The sequence below is a fragment of the Paracoccus sp. Ld10 genome (assembly GCF_045064235.1).
Classification (GTDB): Bacteria; Pseudomonadota; Alphaproteobacteria; order Rhodobacterales; family Rhodobacteraceae; genus Paracoccus.
The window spans coordinates 526,991-552,269 of sequence record NZ_JBISHD010000032.1 but is presented as its reverse complement, the minus strand read 5'-3'; the positions used below and the strand labels follow the sequence as shown (position 1 = coordinate 552,269).

The 25,279-nt window shown below is 66.5% G+C and carries 22 protein-coding genes; 18 read left to right on the top strand and 4 right to left on the bottom strand.

What is annotated here, in order from left to right:
- Window positions 1-131: 131 nt before the first annotated feature.
- Both ACJJVR_RS16485 and ACJJVR_RS16480 read left to right on the top strand, forming a co-directional pair.
- Window positions 132-1,241 carry an efflux RND transporter periplasmic adaptor subunit gene (locus tag ACJJVR_RS16485; protein WP_405406193.1) on the top strand — a complete coding sequence of 370 codons (1,110 nt, stop codon included), beginning with the start codon at window positions 132-134 and terminating at the stop codon, window positions 1,239-1,241.
- Window positions 1,238-4,312: an efflux RND transporter permease subunit gene (locus ACJJVR_RS16480; protein WP_405406191.1), complete on the top strand. Its 3,075-nt coding sequence runs from the start codon at window positions 1,238-1,240 to the stop codon at window positions 4,310-4,312. The genes ACJJVR_RS16485 and ACJJVR_RS16480 overlap by 4 nt, the downstream gene beginning before the upstream one ends.
- Window positions 4,313-4,315: 3 nt before the next feature.
- On the opposite strand, the gene ACJJVR_RS16475 is transcribed toward ACJJVR_RS16480, so the two are convergent.
- The gene (locus ACJJVR_RS16475; RefSeq protein ID WP_405406190.1) at window positions 4,316-4,951 is read right to left on the bottom strand and encodes a GntR family transcriptional regulator; all 636 of its coding nucleotides are present in this window, start codon (window positions 4,949-4,951) and stop codon (window positions 4,316-4,318) included.
- A 92-nt stretch (window positions 4,952-5,043) separates the two neighbouring features.
- On the opposite strand from ACJJVR_RS16475, the gene ACJJVR_RS16470 reads away from it, so the two are divergent.
- The 6 genes from ACJJVR_RS16470 (at window position 5,044) to ACJJVR_RS16445 (ending at window position 13,713) form a co-directional block, all read left to right on the top strand.
- Window positions 5,044-6,621 (top strand): gamma-glutamyltransferase family protein, encoded by a 1,578-nt coding sequence (locus ACJJVR_RS16470; protein ID WP_405406188.1) that lies wholly within the window; start codon window positions 5,044-5,046, stop codon window positions 6,619-6,621.
- A gap of 10 nt (window positions 6,622-6,631) precedes the next feature.
- A complete protein-coding gene (locus tag ACJJVR_RS16465; protein WP_405406186.1) occupies window positions 6,632-7,612 on the top strand; it encodes a bile acid:sodium symporter family protein in 981 nt (326 codons plus the stop codon).
- A gap of 77 nt (window positions 7,613-7,689) precedes the next feature.
- Window positions 7,690-8,217 (top strand): 2Fe-2S iron-sulfur cluster-binding protein, encoded by a 528-nt coding sequence (locus tag ACJJVR_RS16460; RefSeq protein ID WP_405406184.1) that lies wholly within the window; start codon window positions 7,690-7,692, stop codon window positions 8,215-8,217.
- Window positions 8,214-9,176 (top strand): FAD binding domain-containing protein, encoded by a 963-nt coding sequence (locus ACJJVR_RS16455; protein WP_405406183.1) that lies wholly within the window; start codon window positions 8,214-8,216, stop codon window positions 9,174-9,176. The genes ACJJVR_RS16460 and ACJJVR_RS16455 overlap by 4 nt, the downstream gene beginning before the upstream one ends.
- Window positions 9,173-11,389: a molybdopterin cofactor-binding domain-containing protein gene (locus tag ACJJVR_RS16450; RefSeq protein ID WP_405406182.1), complete on the top strand. Its 2,217-nt coding sequence runs from the start codon at window positions 9,173-9,175 to the stop codon at window positions 11,387-11,389. The genes ACJJVR_RS16455 and ACJJVR_RS16450 overlap by 4 nt, the downstream gene beginning before the upstream one ends.
- A gap of 50 nt (window positions 11,390-11,439) precedes the next feature.
- Window positions 11,440-13,713, top strand: a complete 2,274-nt coding sequence (locus tag ACJJVR_RS16445; protein ID WP_405406180.1) for an FdhF/YdeP family oxidoreductase — start codon at window positions 11,440-11,442, stop codon at window positions 13,711-13,713.
- Here ACJJVR_RS16445 and ACJJVR_RS16440 read toward each other — a convergent pair.
- A complete protein-coding gene (locus ACJJVR_RS16440) occupies window positions 13,617-14,198 on the bottom strand; it encodes a MarR family winged helix-turn-helix transcriptional regulator (protein WP_405406178.1) in 582 nt (193 codons plus the stop codon). The two genes, ACJJVR_RS16445 and ACJJVR_RS16440, sit on opposite strands and share 97 nt — an antisense overlap.
- Before the next feature lie 166 nt (window positions 14,199-14,364).
- Here ACJJVR_RS16440 and ACJJVR_RS16435 point away from each other — a divergent pair, with 166 nt between their 5' ends.
- Window positions 14,365-15,552 (top strand): hypothetical protein, encoded by a 1,188-nt coding sequence (locus tag ACJJVR_RS16435; protein ID WP_405406177.1) that lies wholly within the window; start codon window positions 14,365-14,367, stop codon window positions 15,550-15,552.
- A complete protein-coding gene (locus tag ACJJVR_RS16430) occupies window positions 15,549-16,796 on the top strand; it encodes a Zn-dependent hydrolase (protein WP_405406176.1) in 1,248 nt (415 codons plus the stop codon). The genes ACJJVR_RS16435 and ACJJVR_RS16430 overlap by 4 nt, the downstream gene beginning before the upstream one ends.
- Here the strand turns inward: ACJJVR_RS16430 and ACJJVR_RS16425 are convergent.
- Complete coding sequence (locus tag ACJJVR_RS16425) at window positions 16,793-17,365, bottom strand: TIGR02281 family clan AA aspartic protease (protein WP_405406174.1); 573 nt, start codon at window positions 17,363-17,365, stop codon at window positions 16,793-16,795. The two genes, ACJJVR_RS16430 and ACJJVR_RS16425, sit on opposite strands and share 4 nt — an antisense overlap.
- The gene (locus ACJJVR_RS16420) at window positions 17,362-17,982 is read right to left on the bottom strand and encodes a MarC family protein (RefSeq protein WP_405406172.1); all 621 of its coding nucleotides are present in this window, start codon (window positions 17,980-17,982) and stop codon (window positions 17,362-17,364) included. The genes ACJJVR_RS16425 and ACJJVR_RS16420 overlap by 4 nt, the downstream gene beginning before the upstream one ends.
- A gap of 195 nt (window positions 17,983-18,177) precedes the next feature.
- Between ACJJVR_RS16420 and ACJJVR_RS16415 the strand changes: the two genes are divergently transcribed.
- The 8 genes from ACJJVR_RS16415 to ACJJVR_RS16380 are packed head-to-tail and all read left to right on the top strand — an operon-like array spanning window position 18,178 to window position 25,273.
- Window positions 18,178-18,441, top strand: coding sequence for a twin-arginine translocase TatA/TatE family subunit (locus ACJJVR_RS16415; RefSeq protein WP_405406169.1), 264 nt, complete (start codon window positions 18,178-18,180; stop codon window positions 18,439-18,441).
- Window positions 18,442-18,469: 28 nt separating this feature from the next.
- Window positions 18,470-18,961, top strand: a complete 492-nt coding sequence (tatB, locus tag ACJJVR_RS16410; protein ID WP_405406168.1) for a Sec-independent protein translocase protein TatB — start codon at window positions 18,470-18,472, stop codon at window positions 18,959-18,961.
- Window positions 18,962-19,819, top strand: coding sequence for a twin-arginine translocase subunit TatC (gene tatC / locus ACJJVR_RS16405; RefSeq protein WP_405406166.1), 858 nt, complete (start codon window positions 18,962-18,964; stop codon window positions 19,817-19,819). It abuts the gene before it with no gap.
- The gene (locus tag ACJJVR_RS16400; RefSeq protein ID WP_405406165.1) at window positions 19,816-20,655 is read left to right on the top strand and encodes an ATP-binding protein; all 840 of its coding nucleotides are present in this window, start codon (window positions 19,816-19,818) and stop codon (window positions 20,653-20,655) included. The genes tatC and ACJJVR_RS16400 overlap by 4 nt, the downstream gene beginning before the upstream one ends.
- Before the next feature lie 3 nt (window positions 20,656-20,658).
- Window positions 20,659-21,948, top strand: coding sequence for a short-chain fatty acyl-CoA regulator family protein (locus tag ACJJVR_RS16395; RefSeq protein ID WP_405406163.1), 1,290 nt, complete (start codon window positions 20,659-20,661; stop codon window positions 21,946-21,948).
- 55 nt (window positions 21,949-22,003) lie between these two features.
- Window positions 22,004-22,363 carry a response regulator transcription factor gene (locus tag ACJJVR_RS16390; RefSeq protein ID WP_405406161.1) on the top strand — a complete coding sequence of 120 codons (360 nt, stop codon included), beginning with the start codon at window positions 22,004-22,006 and terminating at the stop codon, window positions 22,361-22,363.
- On the top strand, window positions 22,363-22,638 hold the full coding sequence (locus tag ACJJVR_RS16385; protein WP_405406159.1) for a hypothetical protein: 276 nt from the start codon (window positions 22,363-22,365) through the stop codon (window positions 22,636-22,638). Before ACJJVR_RS16390 ends, ACJJVR_RS16385 begins: the two co-directional genes overlap by 1 nt.
- Complete coding sequence (locus ACJJVR_RS16380) at window positions 22,628-25,273, top strand: ATP-binding protein (protein ID WP_405406157.1); 2,646 nt, start codon at window positions 22,628-22,630, stop codon at window positions 25,271-25,273. Before ACJJVR_RS16385 ends, ACJJVR_RS16380 begins: the two co-directional genes overlap by 11 nt.
- Window positions 25,274-25,279: the final 6 nt, after the last annotated feature.

Sequence of the window (25,279 nt, the reverse complement as noted above, 5' to 3'; positions counted from 1 at the left end):
GAGTTCGGGTTTCGGGCCGTTACACGGGATTATCAGTTGCACGATGCGCACCAAGGGGCAATCTGCGCGCAGCACCGCCCTGCGGCAAGGGTGGCCGGCCCCCTCTGGCCCGAGACCAAGGAAGACAGACCATGCGCTTCGTCAAGGCGACCATCGGTGCCATCGTGATCATCGCCGCGGCCGCCGGGGGCATGACGCTGTCGGACCGGCTGCTGGACGAACCCGAACAGGCCCGCGACCGGGGCGGCCCCTCCGGGCAGGCGGTCCCCGTCGAAACGGTGTCCGTCCAGACCGCCCGTTTCGTCGACAGCGTCCGTGCGGTCGGCACCGCGCGGGCCCGCAGCGCGGTCGACCTGATGCCCGAGGCAAGCGGCCGCATCACCCGCATCGCGTTCCGCCCCGGTGCCCAGGTCGCGCGCGGCGACGTGCTGCTGGAACTGGACGACCGGGCCGAACAGGCGGATCTTGCCGCAGCCGAGGCGACCCTGGCCGAGGCAGAGGCCGCCTTTGCCCGCCAGGAACGGCTGAACGCCAGCGGATCGGCGTCGGACGCGGCGTTCCAGACCGCCCGCGCGGCCCAGCTGCGCGCCCAGGCCGAACGCGACCGCGCCCAAGTGGTGCTGGAGGATCGCCAGTTGCGCGCGCCGTTTTCCGGGGTCATCGGCCTGACCGACCTCGTCGAGGGGCAGATGCTGGACAGCGGCACCCCCATCGCCACGCTGGACGACCTTGAGGTGATCGAGGTCGATTTCGGCGTACCTGAAATGCTGTTGCCGCGCCTGGAGGTGGGGCAGGGGGTACAGCTGCGGTCGTCGGCCTGGCCCGACCGGGTGTTCGACGCGACGATCAGCCTGGTCGATACGCGCGTCGATGCCGCCACGCGGTCCATCGCGCTGCGGGCGCAGATGCCCAACCCGGACCGCGCGCTGACCGGCGGGATGTTCCTGCAGGTCGAACTGGTACTGGATCAGCGCGAACGCCCTGCGGTCCCCGAATCCGCGCTGAGCGTCGAGGGCGACGTCCAGCGTGTGCTGATCGTGCAGGGCGATGAGGCGGCCTGGGCCGACATCCAGGTGGGCCAGCAATCCGATGGTCTGGTCGAGGTTCTGGGGGGGCTGGATCTGGGCACACAGATCATCGTGTCGAACCTTCACCGCGTTCAGGCGGGCACGGCCGTCACGGCGACCCCGCGCCCTGACCGTACTGCCGCAGCTGATCCCCTGACCGGAGCAGACGGATGAGCGTTCCCGACTTTGCCCTGCGCCGCCCGGTCTTTGCCACCGTCATCAACCTGCTGATCGTTCTGATCGGGGCGGTGGCCATCACCCGCCTGCCGGTGCGCGAATTGCCCTCGGTCGAGGCGGCCGAGGTCAGCGTCCGCGTGAATTACACCGGGGCCGCCCCCGACGTGGTCGACAACCAGTTGGCCACCGTGATCGAGGGCGCGCTGGCCGGCGTCAGCGGCGTCACCGCCATGCGCACCAGTTCCGACAGGGGCCGGATGCGCAGCGTGCTGACATTCGATCCGGGCCGCGACATCGACAGCGCCGCCAACGACGTCCGTGCCGCCATCGAAGGGGTGCTGAACGACCTGCCCGACGGGGCCGACACGCCAAGCGTGGAAAAGAACGACGACGAGGGCGACCCGGTGATCCGGCTGGCCCTGTCCAGCCCGTCGATGACGCCGCTGGAGCTGTCGGATTACGCCAGCCGCTTTATCACCGACAGGTTGGCCCGCCTGCCGGGCGTGGCCAATGCACAGGTGTTTGGCGAACGCGCGCCGTCGATGCGCATCTGGCTGGATCAGGCGCGCATGGCCGCCTATGGCATCACCACCAGCGACATCATCGGCGCGCTGCAGGCCAACAACATCGAGCTGCCCGCAGGCCAGATCGAGACGGGCGCAAGGCAGCTGCAGGTGCTGGCGCAGACGCGGTTCAATTCGGCTGACGTGTTCCGACAGGTCGTGCTGCGCAACGAAGGGGGGCGCCCACTGCGCCTTGGCGACGTCGCCCGCATCGAGGAGGGCGCCGAGGAGACCACCACCATCTATCGCGCGAACGGCGTCGTCGCCCTGGGTCTTGGCGTGCTGCCGCAGGCGCAATCGAACACGGTGGCCATATCGTCTGCCGTGCGGGCCGAACTGGCCCGGATCCGGAACACCCTGCCCGACGGCATGGCGCTGACCATCACCACCGATGAGGCCGTGTTCATCGAAAGCTCTATCGAACAGGTCATCCATGTGTTCCTTGAGGCGGTGGCCCTGGTCACGGCGGTGATCTTTCTGTTCCTGGGGTCCGTGCGGCTGTCGCTGGTGCCGATCGTGACCATCCCGGTATCGGCCCTGGGCGCGGCACTGGGCATGCTGGCCCTGGGGTTCACCATCAACATCCTGACGTTGTTCGCGCTGATCCTGGCCATCGGTCTGGTCGTCGACGACGCCATCGTGGTGCTGGAGAACATCCAGCGCCACCGCGCCATGGGCAAATCGCGGGCAGAGGCCGCGCGGCAGGGCGCGGGGCAGGTCAGCTTTGCCGTCATCGCCACCACGGCCGTGCTGATCGCCGTTTTCGTCCCGGTCAGCTTCATGGACGGCGAACTGGGCCAGCTGTTCGCGGAATTCGGCATCGTGCTGGCCATTGCGGTCGCCGTGTCGGGCCTTGTGGCGCTGACCCTGTCGCCGGTTCTGGCCGCGCGCGTCATGCCGCGCGACGATCGTCCGAACCTGCTGACCCGCACCATGAACCGTGCCATTGTCTGGCTGGAACGCGGCTATGACCGCATTCTGGCGCGGTTGATCGCGCGTCCCGTGGTGATTTTGGCGGGCACCGCGTTTCTGGTCGCGGGGGCGGTGTCGGTCTATCAGGCGCTGCCACGCCAGCTGACCCCGGACGAGGATCGCGGCAGCTTTCGCATCGTGCTGAACGCGCCGCAGGGGTCGAACCTGGAATACACCGACGCCGCGACGCGCAAGGTCGAGGCGATGATGCAGCCGCTGCGCGATCAGGGCATCGTCGAGAACATCACTGCCATCATCGGTCCGGGCGCGGATTCGCGTCGTGCGTTGATGTTCGTGAACCTGGCGCCGTGGGACAGTCGCGACGTCACCGTGGACGAGGTCATGGCGGACCTTCGCCCGCAGCTGACCGCCATGACAGAGGTGTCGACCTCGATCCGTCCCTCGGGGGGCTTGGGCCTTGGCGGTGGCAGCGGCTCGATTAGTTGGTCCATCGGCGGCCCCGATCTGGCGCGCGCTGCTGAATGGGCCGAAGGCGTGGCCGCAAATCTGGCCAATTCCCCGGGCCTGTCCGGGATCGAGGTCGATTACGCCGCCAATCAGCCCGGCGCATCGCTGGAGATCGACCGCACCCGCGCCCAGGATCTGGGTCTGGACAGCGAGACCGTCGCCCAGACCCTGCAGGTGCTGTTCGCGTCTCGCAATGTCGGTGAATACACCAGCGACGGCCGCCAATATCCGGTGATCCTGCAGGCCGCACCCGAAGATCGCGACAGCCTTCAGGACATGCTGTCCGTGCTGATCCGCAACACGCGCGGCGACCTGATCCCGCTGTCGGCATTCGCCGACGTCACGACCGGGGCCACGGTACCGTCCATCGACCGCTATGACCGGCTGGTGTCGGTCGAGACCGAGGCCGATCTGGTCGAGGGGACCGATCTGGCCCGCGCCATCGCCATCGTCGAACAGGCCGCGACCGACCTGCCCGCCGGCGCGTTGCTGGTCTGGCGCGGACAGGCCGCGGATTATCAGGAGAATCAGGGCGGTGTCGCGACCGTCTTTGGCATGGCGCTGTTGATCGTGTTCCTGGTGCTGGCGGCACAGTTCGAAAGCTTTCGCACGCCGCTGACGATCATGCTGACGGTGCCCTTGGGGCTGGCGGGGGCGGTGGCGACGTTGTTGTTGACCGGAGCGTCGGTGAACATCTTTTCACAGGTGGGGATGATTCTGTTGATCGGGATTATGGCCAAGAACGGCATTCTGATCGTCGAATTCGCCAACCAGCTGCGCGAGGAGGGTCGCGATCTGGTCACCGCCGCGCGCGAGGGTGCCGTGACGCGGCTGCGGCCCGTTCTGATGACGACCATCGCCACGATCCTGGGGGCAGTACCATTGGCCACCGCGTCGGGGGCGGGGGCGGAAAGCCGTCGCGCCATCGGTGCCGTCATCGTGGGCGGGCTGTCGCTGGCGTTTGTGCTGACGCTGTTTCTGACGCCGGTGATCTATGTTCTGATTGAACGGATCGGTCGCCGGGACGTTCCCGTGGCCGATCCGAAACCCCAGCCCGCGGAATAGGGGTCAGTCCCGCGCGGCGATCATTTCAAGGATCACGCCAAGCGACGTGCCCATATGCGCCCGCATCAGATCGGCCGCCCGGTCCGCATCGCGGGCGGTGATCGCCGTCAGGATGGCGCGATGTTCCGCACGCGACGTGGCGATGCGGGCCGCGCGCACCCGGAACTGGGCGTTGCGCCACGGCAGGCTGCGCCGGTTCAGGTCGGACAGAAGATCGGCCAGCACGGTGTTGCCCGCGCCGTGGCGCAGCGCCTCGTGAAAGCGCATGTTGGCCTGCGCGTAATCCGCGCCGGGCAGGTCGTCGCGGTCCAGGATCCCCGCCAGCAACGCGTGATCCGTCGGCGTCATGCGCAGCGCGGACAGGCTGGCGCACAGCGCCTCCAGTTCGGCCACGGCCTCGAACAGGTGGCGGAGGGCGTCGCTGCCCATCCGGCGTACCAGAAAGGCACGGCGCGGCCCGCGTTCCACCAGCCCCTCCGTCGCCAGCCGCTGCAGGGCCTCGCGGACCGGGGTTCGTGACATGCCGAACCGCGCGGCAAGGGACGTCTCTGCCAACGGGTCGCCGGGGCGCAGCGTGCCCGCGATGATCTGCGCTGACAGCGCTGCGTGGATCTGATCGGCCGATCGGGTCGGGGACATCGGAAAATCCATCAATTGTATTCTTGTGCCCACAACATGTATACATAGCGGAACCGCTTGACCATGTGATTCCACGCCGGAGAGCCATTCCCATGACCGCATTCGATTTCCTGTCGGGCCGCAGGCCGTCCACCCTGTCCGGACGCGCGATGGTCGCCACGTCGCACCCGTTGGCCAGCGCCGCGGGACTGGCCGTTCTGGCCGAGGGCGGGAACGCGGTCGACGCCGCCATCGCCGCCAGCGCCGTGCAGGCGGTGGTCGACCCGTTGATGACCGGGATGGGTGGCGATTGTTTTGCACTGTACGCGCCTGCGAACGGGCCGGTGCGGGCGCTGAACGGGTCTGGGCGCGCACCGGCCGCCGCGACCATCGACGCATTGCGGGCCGCGGGGCTGACCGACACGATCCCACAGTCCAGCGCCCATGCGGTGACTGTGCCCGGCGCGATTTCCGCGTGGTGCCGGTTGCATGCGGATCTGGGCAGCCTGCCGCTGTCGCGGCTGTTCCGCGACGCCATCGGCCATGCCCGCGACGGTTTTCCGATCACCCCCCGCGTGGCCCAGGACTGGGCTGAGGGGCAGGCCACCGTTGCGGCCGATCCGCATGCAGCGGCGCATTTCCTGCCCGTGCCCACGGCCGGCACGCGCTTTGCCCAACCCCTGCTGGCCGACCGACTGGAGGAGATCGCGGACCACGGGCCTGCCGCGTTCTATCAGGGCGACACCGGCGCGCGCATGGTCGCGCATCTGCGGTCCCTTGGCGGGCTGCACACTGAACAGGATTTCGCGGAGGCGACGGACGGGGCCGAATGGGTCGACCCGATCTGTGCCAGCTATCGCGGGTTCGACGTCCACGAATGCCCGCCGAACGGACAGGGGCTGGCCGCCCTGTTGATCTTGAAGATCATCGAGGGGTTCGACATGGCCGCGCTGGCGCCCGCCGACCGCATCCATGTCCACGCCGAGGCGACCAAGCTGGCGTATCACCACCGCGACGAACTGCTGGGCGATGCGGACCATTGCGCGGGGCTGACCGACCGGTTGCTGTCGGACGAGGCCATCGCCGCCCTGCGCGCGCGCATCGACATGACCCGCGCCCAGGCACCGGCCCTGTGGGACGAACCCGAACACAAGGACACCATTTATCTGTGCGTCGTGGACGCGCTGGGGAACGCAGTGTCGTTTATCAATTCGATCTTTCACGGATTCGGGTCTGGGCGGCTCGACCCCGCGACCGGTGTGCTGTTCCAGAGCCGGGGCGCGTCGTTCCGGCTGATCCCCGGCCATCCGAACGCCATCGGCCCGCGCAAGCGTCCGATGCACACCATCATTCCCGGCATGGTCACGCAGGGCGGGCGTACCGTCATGCCGTTCGGGGTGATGGGCGGCCATTATCAGGCGGCGGGGCATGCGGCGTTCCTGTCGGCGGTGATCGACCGCGGCCTGTCGCTGCAGGCGGCGATGGACGAACCGCGGACCTTTGCCACCGAAGGCGTCCTGCAGGTCGAACCGACCCTGCCGCAGGACATCTGCGACGATCTGGCCGCGCGGGGTCACATGATCCGGCGTCTGACCGGCCCGATGGGCGGGTCGCAGGCGATCCGCATCGGGGACGGTCTGCTGGAGGGCGGGTCGGACAGTCGCAAGGACGGCATGGCCATCGGCCTGTAAGGAGACGGACATGGGATTTCTGAAACGCATCGGCATCGACAGCTACATGCTGATGCTGCTGGGAACGGTCATGGTGGGGCTGATGCTGCCGGCGCGCGGCGTGGCGGCGGATGCCCTGGGTCAGGTGACCTATTGGGCGGTGGCGCTGCTGTTCTTTCTGTACGGGGCCAAGCTGGATCCGGCATCTGTTCGGGCGGGGCTGCTGAACTGGCGGCTGCAGGGGCTGACATTCGCGGCGACCTATCTGATGATCCCGGTGCTGGGCATGGCATTTGCGTTGATCTTTGGCGATCTGCTAGGGCCACAGGTCACCTTGGGGCTGGTGTTCCTGGCGGTGCTGCCCTCGACGATCCAAAGCTCGATCGCGTTCGTGTCGATGGCGGGGGGCAATGTGCCTGCGGCGATCTGTGCGGCGTCGCTGTCGAACCTGATCGGCGTGGCGTTGACACCCGCGCTGGTCGCGCTGCTGCTGCAGACCGGAGAGGGCGGCGTCAGCCTGGACGCGGTGCTGCGCATCGGCACGCAGATCCTGCTGCCGTTTGTTCTGGGTCAGATCCTGCGCCCGTGGGTCGGCGCGTTCGTGCGCAACCGCAAGATGCTGACCCTGGTGGTCGACCGCGGCGCGATCCTGCTGATCGTTTATTCCGCCTTCAGCGCGGGCACGGTGTCCGGCCTGTGGGCCACGATCCCGCCCACCGCACTGATCGCGCTGATCGCGGTGATGCTGGTCCTGCTGGCCTGTGTGTTCAGCCTGATGGTGGGGGCTGGCCGGGTGTTCGGCCTGCCGGTCGAGGATCGGATCGTCCTGTTTTTTTGCGGGTCGACGAAAAGCCTGGCGACGGGCCTGCCCATCGCCACCGCACTGTTCCCGGCCGAAACCGTCGGGGCAACGGTCCTGCCGCTGCTGATCTATCACATGGCGCAGCTGCTGATCTGTGCGATGATCGCCCAGAACCGGGCGCGGCGGAACGCCACGGCGCTGGTGGCGTGACCGTCGCGCGATAGGGGGAACCGGCTGGCCCGGACCACGTTGCCTTGGACCCAGCACCGCGGTCCAAGGAGCCCCCAATGGCAAAACGCCCCGCCGCCAGGTTGTCCGTCAACGGCCAATCCCACGAATATCACGGCGACCCTCGCCGTAGTCTGCTTGATGTCCTGCGTCTGGACCTTGGGCTGACCGGCACGAAAAAGGGTTGCGACCACGGCCAATGCGGCGCGTGCACCGTGATCGTCAATGGTCGGCGCATCAACTCCTGCCTGACGCTGGCGGTCATGCATGACGAGGATGAGATCACCACCATCGAGGGGATCGGCACCCCTGATGCGCTGTCGACCCTGCAGGCGGCGTTTGTCGACCATGACGGGTTCCAGTGCGGCTATTGCACCCCCGGCCAGATCTGTTCCGCCACTGCCATGATCGAAGAGATCCGTCAGGGTTGGCCCAGTGCCGTCACCGCCGATCCCGCCGACAAACCCGCCGTGGCCGATGCCGAAATCCGCGAACGGATGAGTGGCAACCTGTGCCGCTGTGGTGCCTATGACAATATCCTGGCCGCCATTCGCGACGCCATGTCCCAGACGGAGGCCGCCCAATGAAGGCATTCGAATACGACCGCGCGGGCGATCTGGCACAGGCCGTCGGCAGCCCCGCGATGTTCATCGCAGGCGGCACCAACCTGCTGGACCTGATGAAGTTGGAGGTCGCAACGCCCGACGCCCTGCTGGACATCAACCGCGTCGGCCTGAACGACATTGCCCCCGTGGGCGATGGCCTGCGCATCGGCGCCTTGGTCAGCAATTCCGACTGCGCGGCGCATCCGCAGATCCGTGCCGATTGGCCGCTGTTGTCGCGGGCCATTCTGGCCGGTGCCAGCCCACAGTTGCGCAACAAGGCGACGATGGGCGGCAATCTGTGCCAGCGGACGCGGTGTGGCTATTTCATGGACGGGCGGTCGCCCTGCAACAAACGCGAACCGGGAACCGGCTGCGCGGCGCAGGGTGGGGTGAACCGCAACCATGCGATCCTTGGTGCATCTGACGCCTGCATTGCAACCTATCCCGGAGACATGGCCGTGGCCCTGTCGGCACTGCGCGCCATGGTCGAGACCGAGGGTCCGCAGGGCACGCGCGAGATTGCGATGCGTGATTTCCACCGTCTGCCGGGTGATGACCCGTCGCGTGACAACGTGCTGAACGCAGGCGAGGTGATCACCGCGATCCGCCTGCCAGCGCCGATCGGTGGGCGCCAGCTGTACCGCAAGGTGCGTGACCGTGCGTCCTATGCCTTTGCGCTGGTATCCGTCGCGGCCGCGATCCGCATGGACGGTGACCGCATCGGCGCCGCGCAGATGGCCTTTGGCAGCATCGCCCACAAGCCATGGACGGATGAGCGCATAGAGACGCTGCTGGTGGGCGAACGCGCCACGCCGGCGCTGTTCGACAAGGCGGCTGACCTGCTGCTGGAGGATGCGCGCGGCCAAGGCCATAACGATTTCAAGATCACGCTGGCTCGCCGCGCGCTTGCTGCGGTGCTGGCGGAAGCCACGGGGGAATGACCATGAGCGATACCTATGACACCCCCGATACCCGTGACATGCTGGACAGGACCCGACAGGGCGTGATCGGCAAACCGCTGGACCGACCCGAAGGGCCGCTGAAAGTGGCGGGAACTGCGACCTATGCTGCGGAATACGCTCGACCGAACTGTGCCGAAGGCGTTCTGGTTGGCGCGACGATCAGCACGGGCCGTGTTACCAGAATTCACCGCGAGGAGGTTCTGGCGATGCCAGGCGTTCTGGGCGTTTTTTCGTCGGAACGCATGCTGCGCCGCGCGGCACAAGGAACCGCAGGAGAGGCACCCGAACAGGACGTCTCCAAGGTCGATTTTCCCATGCAACCTGTCGCATTGGTCGTGGCAGAGACGTTCGAACAGGCCACGACGGCTGCCAAGGCGCTGCGCATCGACTATGACGATCAGTCGGACGGTGCGACGTTCATGCCACTGGATGCCAACGCCGAGCCCGGCGCAGATCCGATCACCGCAGGCGATCTGGATCGTGCCATGCGTGAGGCTGCCTATTCCGTCGATCTGACACTGACGACGCCCGGCCATGTCAGTGCTGCGATGGAACCGCATGCAGCAGTTGCGGAATGGGATGGGGACGATCTGACCCTGTGGGGAAGCCTGCAGATGCTGAGCTTCAACGTTGCTGAGCTGGCCGACAGTCTGGGGATCGACCCCGAACGGGTGCGGTTGCTGTCGCCCTATGTCGGCGGCGGATTTGGATCAAAGCTGGGCATTTCGCACGAGGCGGTGGCCGCAGCGCTTGCCGCACAGGATCTGGGCCGTCCGGTCCGGGTCGTCATGAGCCGTCAGCAGGTGTTCCAGTCGATCATGCGGCGGTCCGAGACCGAACAGCGCATCCGGCTGGGATGCGGTCCCGATGGTCGCCTGACTGCATTCGGGCACGAGGCGTTGGTGTCGAACCTGCCCGGAGAAAGTTTTTCCGAGCCGGTGACCCAGGCATCCGAATTCCTTTATGCCGGAGAAAATCGTCTTTTGGCGGTACGCAAGGCCGACATCACGCGCCTGACTGCCGGGTCCGTGCGCGCGCCTGGAGAGGCTGTCGGCATGCAGGCGCTTGAAGTGGCCATGGACGAATTGGCCGAGGCTACGGGCATCGACCCTGTCGAATTGCGCAAGCGCAATCTGCCCGACGCCGTCCCCGGAGATGGGACGCCCTATTCCTCTCGCAGGCTGATTGAGGCACTGGACGCGGGCGCCGCCGCCTTTGGCTGGGACAAGCGCAGTTCCACGCCGTGCGCACGGCGCGAGGGCGAATGGTGGATCGGCATGGGTGTCGCATCTGCTGCGCGCGTCAACATCCTTGCCAAGGCCGAGGCGCGGGTCACGCTGACGGCCGATGGCCATGTGATCGTTGAAACGGACCACACGGATATCGGCACCGGAAGCTATGCCATTCTGGGTCAGGTCGCGGCAGAAATGCTGGGGCAGCCCATCGACCGAACCACGGTTCGTCTGGGCGACAGCCGCCTGCCGCCGGGTGCGGGTTCGGGCGGAAGTTGGGGCGCATCGTCGACCGGATCCGCGGTGTTTCGAGCATGCGAGGCGATCCGTGCGACGTTGGCGCAGACGCTTGGGTGTGCCTCGGACGATTTGCTGCTGCAGGATGGGATGGCGTGGGCCGAGGGGACAGAACCGCGGCCCGTGACGGACCTGCTGTCCGAGGACCTGATCCGCACCGGCAGGATCGAACCGGGTGACCTGATGGAGAAGGTCAATCAGTCCACCTATGGCGCGTTCTTTTGCGAGGTCGCGGTCAACGCCTTTACCGGCGAAACCCGCATTCGTCGTATGACCGGGGTGTTCGGATTTGGGCGGGTTCTGAATGCCAAGACGGCCCGTTCGCAATGTCTGGGTGGCATGGTCTGGGGTATCGGCAGTGCCCTGACCGAGGAACTGTCCTTTGACAGCCGTGACGGTCATCTGGTGAACCACGATCTGGCCGAATATCACGTCCCGGTCCATGCAGACATTCCCGACATGGAGGTGATCCTGCTGGAGGAACGCGACCCCCATGCGTCACCGATCCAGGCCAAGGGTGTGGGCGAATTGGGCATCTGCGGGGCGGCAGGCGCTGTCGCGAACGCGATCTACAACGCCTGCGGCGTGCGTTTGCACGATTTTCCGATGACGCCGGACAAGCTGCTGGCGGGTCTGCCTGACCCGTTCGTCCCGGCGGCTTGAACGTCTGCGGGGGCGGCGCGCCGCCCCCGTTCCCCTGACAGGAGCCTGACATGACCGACGATCCATCCAAAACTGACGACAGCGTATTTTCGTATGATGGCCCTGTCGGAGGTTGGGGTTCCGCACAAGGGATGGCACAGGTGGCCCGCGCGGTCAGGCCGGGCCTGGGTGCGATGGATACCTTGCGCCGTCAGAACAAGCCCGGGGGGATGATGTGTTCGTCCTGTGCGTGGGGCAAACCTCCAAACCCGCATGTCGTGGAGTTCTGTGAGAACGGTGCCAAGGCGACCCTGTGGGACCTGACCAAAGAGCGTTGTGGCCCGGACTTCTTTCTGGATCACACCGTTTCGGAATTGGTCACATGGTCGGAATACGACCTTGAGATGGCGGGCCGCCTGACTCACCCCTTGCGCTATGACGCGGCCAGCGATCGGTATCTGGAGACGACCTGGGATGAGGCCTTTACCGAAATCGGACAGGGTCTGCGCGCGATGGAGCCAAAGGCCGTCACATTCTATGCGTCCGGCAAGGCAGGTCTGGAGGCGTCCTTTCTGTACGGCCTGTACGCGCGGGTATTTGGTCACGTGAACCTGCCCGACAGTTCGAACATGTGTCACGAGACCACATCGGTCGGGCTGAAGACGGTCGTTGGATCGCCGGTCGGCACCTGCGTGCTTGACGATTTCGACAATTGCGACATGATCCTGCAGATCGGTCAGAACCCCGGTACGAACAGCCCCCGCATGCTGCACCCGTTGCAACAGGCCGCGAAACGTGGCTGCTGCATCGTCGCCATCAACCCGTTGCGCGAAAAGGGGTTGCTGGAGTTTGCGAATCCGCAAAGCCCATGGCAGATGACGATCGGCGCCCCGACGGAAATCGCGGACACGTACCTGCAGGTACAGGCGGGCGGTGATATCGCTGCGCTGACGGGAATCGCCAAGCATGTGCTGGCGCTGGAACGGAGCCAGGGTGGCGTTCTGGACCATGATTTTCTGAACATCCATACGCATGGCATGCAGGCGTGGATGGATTGGGTCGATGCGACCGACTGGTCCGATCTGGAGCAGGTCAGCGGTCTGACCCGCGCGGCGATGGAAGGGATCGGTGCGATCTATGCCAGGTCCCGTGCCGTGATCGGTGTCTATGGCATGGGTCTGACGCAGCATGTTCATGGCTCTGACGCGATCGGGACGCTGGTCAATCTGCTGTTGCTGCGGGGCAATATCGGCCGCAAGGGGGCAGGATGCAGCCCGGTGCGCGGCCATTCCAATGTCCAGGGTCAGCGCACCGTCGGCATCACCGAAAAGCCGGACCTGGCACCCAACGATCGTCTGCGCGACCTGTTCGACATCCAGCCGCCGATGGAGGAGGGGTGGAACACCACTGCCTTTGTCGAGGCATTGCTGGAGGGGCGGGCGACCGGGTTCGTGGGGTTGGGCGGCAACCTTGCCCGCGCGGTGCCTGATACCGACCGTGTTGCGGCTGCGTGGCGGTCGATGCCGCTGACCGTGCATGTGGCTACACGCCTGAACCGCACCCATCTGATGCCGGGCAAGGCATCGTGGATCCTGCCATGTCTGGTGCGCGCCGAGCAGGACATGCAGTCGGGCGTGAGCCAGCAGGTCTCGGTCGAGGACAGCTTTAGTCATATTCACGGCTCGATCGGCAACCGGACGCCGGCCAGCCCGCATCTGTTGTCCGAGACCGTCATCGTGGCGCGAATGGCGGCGGCGACGCTGGACCCGAATCCCAAGATGCCATGGGCAAGGTGGGCCGCCGACTATGCCCGCATTCGGGCGCTGATCGAGGCGGTTTATCCTGAGGACTTCAAGGATTTCGAAGGCCGCATGAACCAGCCGGGCGGGTTTTACCGTGACAATCCGGCGCGCAACCGCGACTGGCAAACAGACAGCGGCAGGGCACAGTTCACATGTCCCGCCAGCTTGGACGCGACGGGCCTTGGCACGCAGGATGGTGTCTTTCGACTGATCACGCTGCGGTCGAACGATCAGTTCAACACCACCGTCTATGGCATGTCCGACAGACTGCGCGGGATCGAGGGTGACCGTATGCTGGTGATGATGGCGCGCGAGGATATGGCGGCCGCAGGGCTGGTGGCGGAACAGCGGATCACGCTGACTTCGGCTGCTGACGATGGAATCGCCCGGCGGGTCGACGGGTTGCGGGTCATCCCCTATGACATTCCGCGCGGCTGTATCGCGGGTTATTTTCCGGAGCTGAACCCCCTGTCACCGCTGTCACGCGGCGATCTGGCGTCCGGCACACCCGCGTCAAAGGGTATCCCCGTCCGATTGGGCTGATCGGTCATCACGTCCGACCTGACCATGTTCGGCCCGGCCGCGATCTTGTGGCACAGCGCCAGAAACGTCGCGCGTTCGGTATCATCAAGGACGCCGAAAATCTCTTCCTGCCGCTGGCGTGCGGTCTGGCGGATCACGGCAAGCACGTCGTTCCCCGCAGGTGTCGGGTATAACCGTTTGGCCCGCGCATCCTGTGGGCAGGGACGCTGTTCGATCAGGCCGCGCGTCTGCAGCAGGGCCAGCGCACGGCTGAGCGTGTTCTGCGGACGTGGAAACAGGGCCATCAGGTCGCGCGCCCGCAGGCCGGGAAAGGTGACCGTCGCCAGCAGTGCCGACCAGCATTGCACCGGCATATCGTGCAGCCGTTCGATATGGCGGTTGGTCACCTGATTGTTGGCCAGCACGACATAGCTGATCGACAGAAGTTCGGACAGATCGCCCTTCAGCATCCGGTCCAGCATCGCATCGGCATCGTCGGTCTGCATTCAGGTCCTCGCGGCGGCGCATGGGGCATCGATATCAATGCGACGATTGACCGTTGCACAATACATCCGGATGGATCAATCGTGGCGGCCATCACGATCCAGGCACGGCGACTGTTGCGCCACGAGGTCGCCAATTGACAGATCCTGATTCGAAAGGCGTTGTCCGATGCCGCAATTGCTGGCCTTTTCCATCCTGGCGCTGATCCTGTGGATCGGTGATGTGGTCTCGACCCGGACGCGGTCGTGGCTGCCGTCCGTTTTTGTCTGCGCGATTTTGTTCCTGTTCGGATATTGGACGTTCTTTCCCGAAGACATCGTTCAGGTCGCAGGGTTTCAGACGCCGATCGTGTTCTTGGCGATGTACCTGCTGATCACGAACATGGGCACGCTGCTGTCGTTTGCGGAACTTGCGCGGCAATGGCGCACGGTGGTCGTGGCACTGTCCGGCATCGGCGGCATCTTGGCGCTGCTGTTTACCGCGGGGGTGGCGGTACTGGACTGGCAGACGGTGGTGATTGCGACGCCGCCGCTGGTCGGCGGGGTCGTGGCGTCGCTGATCATGTCGCAGGCGGCGGCCGATGCGGGCCTGCAGGCGCTGTCGGTGCTGGCGATCCTGATCTATGTGATGCAGGGCTTTGCGGGCTATCCGCTGACCGCCATCATGCTGAAGCGCGAGGGGCGGCGCGTGCTGGACCTGCATCGGGCAGGTCGCTGGCAGGGCGTGGCCCCGGTCGCCGAAACCGGTGACGCGCCAATGCCGCCGCGTTTGTTCGCACGTCTGCCTGCGGCCTATGACACACCGTATTTCAAGATGCTGCGGCTTGGCGTCGTGGCGCTGGCGGCCTGGGGCGTGTCGGAAATGGCCGCCCCGGTGGTCACCATCAGCCCATTCGTGCTGTGCCTGGTGTTCGGCGTCGTTGCGACGTCGGTCGGGTTCCTGGAGCGTGAGCCGCTGCGCAAGGCCAATGCCTTTGGGTTCACGGTGCTGGTCCTGATGGTGTTCATCTTTGACGGGCTGAAACGTGCCACGCCTGAAATGCTGGGCCAACTGGCCGTGCCGCTGGTGACGATCATCGCGATCGGGCTGGTGGGGATGTATGTCGCGTCCTGGGTCACGGGTCGCCTGCTGGGGATCACACCCGCGATGGCATTTGCCTGTTCGCTGACCGCGCTTTACGGGTTCCCGGCCGACTATATCATCACCAAGGACGTCATCGACACGCTGACCGACGACGCCGTCGAACGCGAGGCATTGACCGCGCATCTGCTGCCGCCGATGTTGGTCGCGGGCTTTGTCACGGTGACGATGGTGTCGGTCGTGCTGGCAGGTTTGTTCGTGGGGCTGATCGGATGACAGGGTTTGCGGATGTGCGCCGGATCGAGGCGTTGATCGAGGGCATCGATGGTTTCAATGCGACGCCCGGTCGGGGTACCACGCGGCTGACCTACAGCCCCGAATATCGTGCCGCACGAAATTTCGTGGCCGGCCGCATGGTCGAGGCCGGGTTGCAGGTCCGCGAGGATGCCGTCGGCAACGTCTTTGGCCGGTTGGAGGGCGCGCGCCCGGACCTGGCGCCGATCTTGGTCGGATCGCATCTGGATTCGGTGCCCAATGGCGGTCGTTTCGACGGCCCTGCGGGCGTCGTCGCGGGGATCGAGACCGCGTTTCTGTTCCGTGATCTGGGTCTGCGTCCTGACCGCCCCATCGAGGTGGTGGCCATGATCGAGGAGGAAGGCACCCGTTTCGGCGGCGGCCTGTTCGGGTCGCGCCTGCTGACCGGACAACTAGACCCCGCAGTGCTGGACGATCTGTGCGATGATGCGGGCGTGTCGGCTGCACAGGCCATGACTGACTATGGGCTGGACCCGGCGCGGGCGGGGCAGGCGGCGTTGCTGCCCGGATCGGTGCATGCCTTTCTGGAACTGCATATCGAACAGGGCCCGGTCCTGGAGGCCGAGGGCCAGGACATTGCCATCGTCGATCGCATCGTGGGGTTGGCGCAACTGCGCGTGACCGTGCGCGGTCAGGCGGGCCATGCCGGCACCACGCCGATGGACCAGCGCCGCGATGCGCTGGCCGGCGCGGTCGGCATCCTGTCGCTGTTGCCGGATCTGGCGCGGCAGGTCGGGCGACAGTCGGTGCTGACCGTCGGCAAGATGGAGGTGCTGCCCGGCGGCGCCAATGTCATCCCTGATCTGGTGACCTTCACCGTCGATCTGCGCGCCCCCGCCGAAGAGGACGTGCTGCGCCTGATAGAGATGGTGCAGGGCGCCGTGGCGCATGCGCAGGGCAACGGTCTGACTGCCCAGGTGGAACGCCAGCTGTATGCCCCACCGACGCCCCTGTCGGAACAGATCCACGCCGCGCTGTCCGCGCAGGCCGAGACGCTTGGCGTGTCGCACCGGGTGATGGTCAGCGGCGCGGGGCATGACGCCATGATCATGGCGGGGTTCGCGCCCACGGGACTGATCTTTGTGCCAAGCCGGGGCGGAATTTCCCACGCACCCGAGGAATGGACCGATTACGACCAGCTGGCGCGCGGCATCGACGTGATTTTTGCAACCATCCGCCAGATGTCGGGTGCGACGCCGCGCTAGCGTTCCAGAACCAGCAGGTCGCCCTGAAAGCTGACGCGGGCAAAGCGGCGCAGATAGGACATGCCCAGCAGGCTGTCCTGCAGCGCGCTGTCGATCACCACCGCCCGCACGTCACGGTCCACCACATCGCCGATCGCGAATTCCGCGATTGTGACGGGGGCCGTCGCCACGCGGCCGTTGGCTGTCACCGCCTGCCCCCCGAACCGCAGCGCGTCCGGGTCCAGCCCGATCGCCCGGGCATCGTCGCGGCCAAGCGCGATGCTGGTCGCGCCGGTGTCCACGATGAAATCGATGGGTGTGCCGTTCAACACGGCCTCCAGGTGGAAATGGCCGCCGGGCCCTGCGGGAACCTCTATCCGGGTGCCATCCTCCAGCACCTGCTGACGGGGGCCATAGGTCTGCTGCCACCAGTCGTATCCGGCCGCCAGCCCGGCGATGATCACCGCCCACAACAGCAGCGCGCGCAGGGCGCGGCCACCCCGGCCGGACAGTTCGAACAGCATCGCGCCGCCGATGACGACCAGCAGCATCGCATAAAAGGCCAGGCGGGCGATGTCGTCGCCGCTCATCCGAACAGGCCCGATCCGCGCAGCCCGTCGATCACGAACTGCACCGACAGCGCGGCCAGCAGCATGCCTAGCAGCCGCGTCACCACCATCACCCCGGTCCGCCCAAGCGCGCGTGCCAGCGGCGTCGCCAGCGCGAACAGGACCATGCAGATGCCCAGAACATTCAGCATCATCAGGTGGACCATGACGACATGGCCCAGACCACGGTTCTCTCCGACCAGCAGGATCATCGTGGCAAGCGCGCCGGGACCGGCCAGCAACGGCATGGCCAGGGGAAAGACGGACGGATCGTCGGCGTGGTTCTCTCCTTCGGCCTGGCCTTCGCGGCGTTCGGTGCGGCGTTCGAACAGCATGTCCAGCGCGGTCAGGAACAGCAACAGGCCGCCCGCGATGCGGAAGGCCGAAATGGAGATGCCGATGGCCGACAGGATCGCGTCGCCCGTCAGTCCGAACAGCGTCAACAGCACCGCGGCGATGATCAGCGACCGTGCGCCGATGCGCCGACGTTCCATTCCCGACTGGCCCGGCGTCAGCGCGATGAAGATCGGGGTCAGGCCGATCGGGTCGATGACCACGAACAGCGTGACGAATGCGGTCAGGTACAGTTGCAGATCCATGCAGCCCTTATTGCGCGCCCCGAAGTGCCTGCCAAGACGGGACGCGCCGTCAAAATCGCGTCATCGCATGGTAGACCGGGCAGGGGCGATGGTGAATCATGCGGCGTGGGCTTTCAACGGCTGCGGACTAGGCCTATAGTTGGCCGCAGTCCTTGAACTCAGGTCAACGGCCTGACACCGGTACGGAGAACTGAAATGCACGCACCGTCCCCCATGGCCCTTCTGGTCATCGCCATCGTCGTCCTCGTTCTGTTCGGGCGCGGCAAGGTTTCGTCCCTGATGGGCGAATTCGGCAAGGGAATCACCGCCTTCAAGAAAGGTCTGAATGAACCCACCGCCGAACAGCCCGCGGACAAGCCCACGACCCTGGACACGCCGACCCAGCCTGTCGCACCGGTTCATACCGTTCCGGGCACCGATGCGCGCGACGTGACGCCGCATACCGACACCCGTACCTGAACCGTGCGCCACAAGGTCGAGTTTTCGAATGCTTGATATCGGCTGGAGCGAATTGCTGATGATCGGCGTGGTCGCGCTTGTCGTCATCGGCCCCGAGGATCTGCCCAAGCTGTTCCATACGCTTGGACGGTTGATGGCGCGGGCCCGGGGCATGGCCCGCGAGTTCACCAGCGCGATGGAGGACGCAGCCAAAGGCAGCGGCCTGGACGAGGCTGCCAAGGGCATGAAGAACCTGTCCTCGCTGACCTCCAAGAACAGCCGCGGTCTGGACGCATTGGACCGCGCCGTGACCAAGTTCGAGAAATGGGACCCCAAGACCAACATGGGTCAGCGGATCCAGCCCGACCCAGCAGCCCCGGTTGCGGATGGCGGTGCCGATGCCGCCGTGCCCGCGCCCGCCGCTCAACCCGCGAATTCGGCGACGCAGCCTGCGGGCCAGACCCCTGCCGAAGTGGCGCCCAATCCCGATTCGCGCCGCCGCATCTCCGGCGTGCGGCGGTCGGACACGAAGGACCTGTAAGTGTCAGCGCATACTCCGATCAACGATGATCTTGATGGCAGCTCGGCCCCGCTGATCGAACATCTCAAAGAACTGCGCACCCGGATCATCTGGTCCGTGCTGGCCTTGATCACGGCGATGATCCTGGCCTACCTGATCTGGAACCCGATCTACAATTTTCTGACTAGGCCGATCTGTGCCGCTCTGGAAGAGCGTGGCCAGGAATGCGGCCTGATCCTGCTGAAGCTGCAGGAGGGCTTTTCGGTCGCGGTCCGCATCGCGTTCTTTGGTGGGTTCATCATGTCGTTCCCGGTGATCGGCTATCAGCTGTGGCGCTTTGTCGCGCCGGGTCTGTACAAGACCGAACGCCGTGCATTCCTGCCGTTCCTGCTGGCATCGCCCGCAATGTTCGCGCTTGGGGCCGCCTTTGCCTATTACATCATCCTGCCGATGGTCTTTGCCTTCTTCCTGGGCTTTCAGCAGGGACCGCTGGCGCTGCCGGACGATCCTGCGGCGGCGGGGGACGGCACCCGGTTGGCGGGCATCGTCTTTCAGGGATCGGTCAGCGAATACCTGACCCTGACCACGCGGTTCATCTTGGCATTCGGCCTGTCGTTCCAACTGCCCGTGGCGCTGGCGCTGTTGGGTCGGGCGGGGCTGGTGTCGTCGCAGTCGCTGGCCAACACGCGCCGCTATGCGGTGGTGATCATCCTGACGCTGGCTGCCTGTCTGACCCCGCCCGACGTGGGCAGCCAGCTGGTGCTGTTCTCGGTCGTGTACGGGTTGTACGAGATTTCGATCCAGATCGTTCGCCGCATCGAAGTGGTGCGTGAACGCGACCTGCGGGCAAAGGGCCTGTGGATCGAGGACGACGAATGACGGTTGCGCTGACGCGGATCGCCGATGCGCTGGACCGGCTGGCCCCGCCACCCGCTCCTGTGCCCCGGTTCGACGAGGCGACCGCCTTTGTCTGGCAGGCCGACCCTGATCGCCTGGTGCCGGTGGCCCATGTGGCCGGGGTGGGGCTGGACCAGCTGATCGGCATCGACCGGTCGCGGCGTACGCTGTTGGACAACACCCTGCAATTCGCGCGCGGCCTTGGGGCGAACAACGCCCTGCTGTGGGGCGCGCGCGGCATGGGAAAGTCGTCGCTGGTCAAGGCCGTTCATGCCGAGGCCGTGGCGCAGGGCCTGCCGCTGGTTCTGGTCGAAATCGCGCGCGACGACCTGCATTCCGTCGGGCGGCTGCTGGCGATCTTGGGGTCGGTCCCCGAACGCCGGTTCGTGCTCTTTGCGGACGATCTGTCCTTCAGCCATGACGATACCCAGTACAAATCGCTGAAGGCCGTGCTGGACGGCGGCATCAGCGGCCGGCCCGCAAACGTGGTTCTGTACGCCACATCGAACCGCCGCCACCTGATGCCGCGCGAGATGATCGACAACGAACGCGCCAGCGCCATCCACCCCGGCGAGGCGGTCGAGGAAAAGGTCTCGCTGTCCGACCGGTTCGGCCTGTGGCTGGGCTTTCATCCCTGCGACCAGGATCAGTTCCTGGCAATGATTGACGGCTATTGCGCGGCCTATGACCTGACGGTCGATCCCGACGATCTGCGCGCGCAGGCGATCGAATGGCAGGCCACGCGTGGCGCCCGGTCGGGCCGCGTGGCGTGGCAATTTTTTACCGATCTTGCCGGGCGACACGGTCTGGCGGTCTAGGCCGTGGCGGTGCGTCCCGCCACCGTCCTGACCGGGACGCGGATCCGGGAACGCCGGATGGCGATGGCCCGGCGACAGGCTGATGTTGCGCGTGCGGTGGGCATTTCGCCCGCCTATCTGAACCTGATCGAACACAACCGCCGCCCGGTCGGCGCCGACCTGATCGCCCGACTGGCCGAGGTTCTGGACGTCCCCCCCGACGAACTGGCCGAAGGCCGCGAAGAGGTGCGCATTGCCGCCCTGCGCGAGGCTGCGGCCCACCCCGTTGCCGGGGGCACCGTGCCTGAACTGGATCAGGTCACCGAATTTCTGGCCCGCTTTCCCGGCTGGTCAGGCCTGCTGATCGCGCATTCGCGGCGCGGCGCGGGGCTGGAACGGCAGCTGGTCGACCTGTCCGACCGCATGACGCGCGACCCCTATCTGCTGACCACCCTGCACGAGGTGTTGTCGGCCGTGACCTCTGTCCGGTCCACGGCGGCGATACTGGTCGAGGAAGGCGACATTTCGGCCGAATGGCGTCAGCGGTTTCACGCAAACCTGCATCAGGACAGCCAACGCCTGTCCCTGACCGCGCAGGCCTTGGTCGCCTATCTGGACAGTTTCGAGGCCGAAGGCCAGGCCAGCACCCCCCAGGAGGAGGTCGAGGCATGGCTGGCCGAACCGGGCAGCGCCGATCCCGATCCGGGTGATCTGACGTCGGATGCGGCCCGTGCTATGGCCGCGGACCTGCTGGCGGGTTTGCTGGACGACCGGGACGCCCTGTCGGACCGCGCGCTGATGGACGCGATCCCGGCTGCGGGCACGCCACCCGACCCGGTGCGTCTGGCCGCGCGGCTTGGTCAGCCGCTGGATCTGGTGATGCGGCGTCTGGCCGATCTGCGCCCCGAGGGGTTCCAGGGCGCGGGCCTGTTGATCTGCGACGGATCGGGCGTTCTGACCCTGCGCCGCGCCGCGCAGGGGTTTGCATTGCCGCGGCCGGGGGACAGCTGTGCGCTGTGGCCGCTGTATCACGGGCTGGCCGTGCCGCAGGTCGCGCTGGAACGGATCGTGGTCACCCCCGACGGGCGGGCGTTCCGCACGCTGTCGTTTGCGCAGCGCCGCCAACCGCACGGCTTGGACGGCCCGCTGCTGACCGAGGCGACGATGCTGGTCCTGCCGTTCGACGGACCGCCGCCCGACGACGCGCTGCCCATCGGGCCGGCCTGTCGCATCTGTCCGCGCGCCGACTGTCCGGCGCGGCGCGAACCCTCGATCCTGGTCCCGCAGGGCGGGCACGCCCAAAGGGCCCTTTGACACGGGACCGTGATCCGGCACATGATCCGCGCCGGGCCGCAGGGGAGAGGGGCGGATGCAACTGGACATCCTGATGATCGAGGACGAGCCCAACATTGCCGAGGCAGTGCGTTTCATTCTGTCGCGCGAGGGGTGGACGGTCGATCTGCACACCGACGGCGCCGGCGGGATCGAGGCGATCACGGCCGCCCGCCCGCGTCTGGTGATTTTGGACCTGATGTTGCCCAACCGGTCGGGGACCGAGATCCTGCAGGATCTGCGCATTGCGGATGATGCCGGTCTGGCGGCGACCCCGGTGCTGATGCTGACCGCGCGGGGACAGGCGCATGATGACGCCGCGCGCGCCGATGCGGTGTTGGCGAAACCGTTCGACAATCAGGAATTGCGCGCCACCGTTCGCCGGATGCTGGCGTGATGCCTGACCGGCCGCTGTTTCTGGAACGCGCCTCGTTTCACCGTCGTCGTCTTGGCGATGCGGCGCGGGTGTTGCCGGTGCTGACGATGCTGCTGTTGCTGGTGCCGGTCTGGTGGATGCCGGGCAGCCTGTCCTATGCCGGTGGCGCCGCCGGACTGTTCGGGTTGTGGGCGGGGCTGATCGTGGTGATCCGCGCGCTGCATCGCGCCCTGCTGCGGGCCGAGGCCGCGACCATGCGCGCCGAGGCGCCACCGGGCGACCCCGATGCCCTTTGAGGCGCTGGTCGGCGCGTGCCTTGCCTATGTCGCGCTGATGTTCGCGGTGGCCTATGCCGGCGACCGGGCTGCGGCGCGCGGGCATGTGCGCTGGTTGGACCATCCGCTGGTCTATACGCTGTCGCTGTCGGTCTATTGTTCTGCCTGGACGTTCTATGGTGCCGTTGGCTACGCGTCGCGGTCGGGGCTGGAATTTGCGACGATCTATCTGGGGCCGACGCTGGTCTTCACCGGGGCGTGGTGGGGGCTGCGGCGGCTGGTGCGCGTGGCGCGGATGCATCACGTGACCTCGGTCGCGGACCTGATCTCGGCCCGGTTCGGGAAATCGAACCCGCTTGCGGCCATCGTGACGCTGATCGCGGTCATCGCATCCACCCCCTATATCGCCCTGCAACTGCAATCGGTGCGCCTGTCCTTTGACATCTTTGCCACCGATGCGCCCAACGGTGCGGATGCGGGCGCGATGGGGGGTACGGCGCTGTGGGTCGCGGTGGGGCTGGCGCTGTTCACCATCCTGTTCGGCACCCGAAACCTTGCCGCCGATGAACGCCACCACGGCGTCGTCACCGCCATCGCCCTGGAGGCGGTCGTCAAGCTGGTGGCCTTTGTGGCGCTTGGGGTGTTCGTGGTCTGGGGTCTGGCCGATGGTCCCATCGACATGCTGGACCGCATCGCCATCGCAAGCCGCGATCCGCAGGTGGCCCAGGGATGGCTGCTGAAACCCGACCGCTGGACGGCGCTGATCGTGGTGTCCGCCGCCGCGATCCTGACGCTGCCGCGAATGTTTCAGGTCATGGTCGTCGAGGCCGCGGACGAGGAACGCCTGCATGTCGCGGGCTGGGCCTTTCCGGCCTACCTGTTCGTGATGTCGCTGTTCGTGATGCCCATTGCCGTGATGGGGCGCGAACTGTTGCCCGCCGGGTCGGACCCAGACCTGTACGTGCTGACCCTGCCTGCGGCGGCGGGTCAGGACATGCTGGCGCTGCTCGTCTTTCTGGGCGGGTTTTCGGCGGCGACGTCGATGGTGGTCATGTGCGCGATCGCGGTCGCCACGATGGTGTCGAACCATTGGCTGGTGCCCGCCTGGCTGGCTCTGCGCCGCATTCCCGCCCCGGACGAGACCGACGACCTGCGCGGCTTTGTCCTGAACGCGCGGCGGGTGGCGATCCTGGCGGTCGTCGCGTCGGGCTGGGTCTATCATCAGGCGTCGGGGGGCACGGCGGCTCTGGCCGCGATGGGGCTGGTTGCGTTCACCGGCATGGCGCAGGTCCTGCCCGCGATGCTGGGCGGGCTGTTGTGGCGCGGCGCGAATCGCAAGGGGGCCTATGCCGGTATCGGCACCGGGTCGGTCCTGTGGATGGCATTGATCTTTTTGCCGTCGGTGGGCGTCGGGGGCGACCTGCCGGTGCCGCCGGGGGTCGATCCGTGGACCGCTGCGGTGGCGCTGTCGCTGACGGTGAACACGCTGGCCTTTGTCGGCGTGTCGATTTTCGGTTTTCCCGATCCGGTCGAACGGTTGCAGGGTCTGTCCTTCGTGTCGGCGGTCGAGCCGATCCGCCACAGCCGCATGCTGCGCGCCGACGACCGGGCCGAGCCGTTGCTGGCGATGGCGCGCCGGGTCTGGGGGCCGGACGCCGCGCTGCGCCATTTCCAGGCCGAGGCGCGTGCGCAGGGCAAGACCGGCTATCTGCCCGACCTGACGCCGCGGTTTCTGACCCGGCTGGAACGGCGGCTGGCGGGGTCCATCGGATCGGCCACCGCGCATGCGATGATCGATCGCGTGGCGGGGGGCGTGGCGCTGACGGTGGCCGACCTGCTGCAGGTCGCCGACGAGGCGCAGCGCGCTAAGGAAGAGACGCAGCGCCTGGAGGCCGCCCAGGCAGAGCTGACCCGCACGGCCCGCCAGTTGCGTCAGGCCAACGACAAGCTGACCGCGCTATCGGTGCAGAAAGATGCGTTCCTGGGCCAGATCAGCCACGAACTGCGCACGCCCATGACATCGGTCCGGGCGTTCTCCGAGATCCTCAAGGATCCTGACCTGACGCCGGATGAACGCGGAAAGTTCGCGGGTATCATCCATGACGAGGCCGGGCGCCTGACACGGTTGCTGGACGACCTACTGGACCTGTCGGTGCTGGAAAGCGGGCGGGCGCAACTGACGATCTCTGTCGCGAACCTGCATGATCTGATCACCCGCGCGCTGTCTGCCGCATCGGCGACGCGGCCCGAACGGGGGTTCCTGATCGACCGCGACCTGCCATCGGAACATCTGGGCCTGATCACCGACGCGGACCGCCTGCTGCAGGTACTGATCAACGTCATCAGCAATGCGCGCAAGTATTGCGATGCCGCGCATCCCGTACTGATCCTGCGTGTCGGTCATCCCAAGGGCGGCGGCGCGGTCATCGATATCATTGACAATGGCAGCGGCATCGACAGCGGGCGACAACAACTGATCTTTGAGAAATTCGCGCGCCTGAACGACCCGGCGCGTGCGGGCGGGGCGGGCCTGGGGCTGGCGATCTGTCGGGAGATCATGCTGACGTTGGGTGGCGACATCAGCTATCTGCCGGGGCAGGACGGGGCGGCATTCCGCATTCAGCTGCCCGCGCGGCCCCCGGTGCCCGCCGGTTAACCCTTT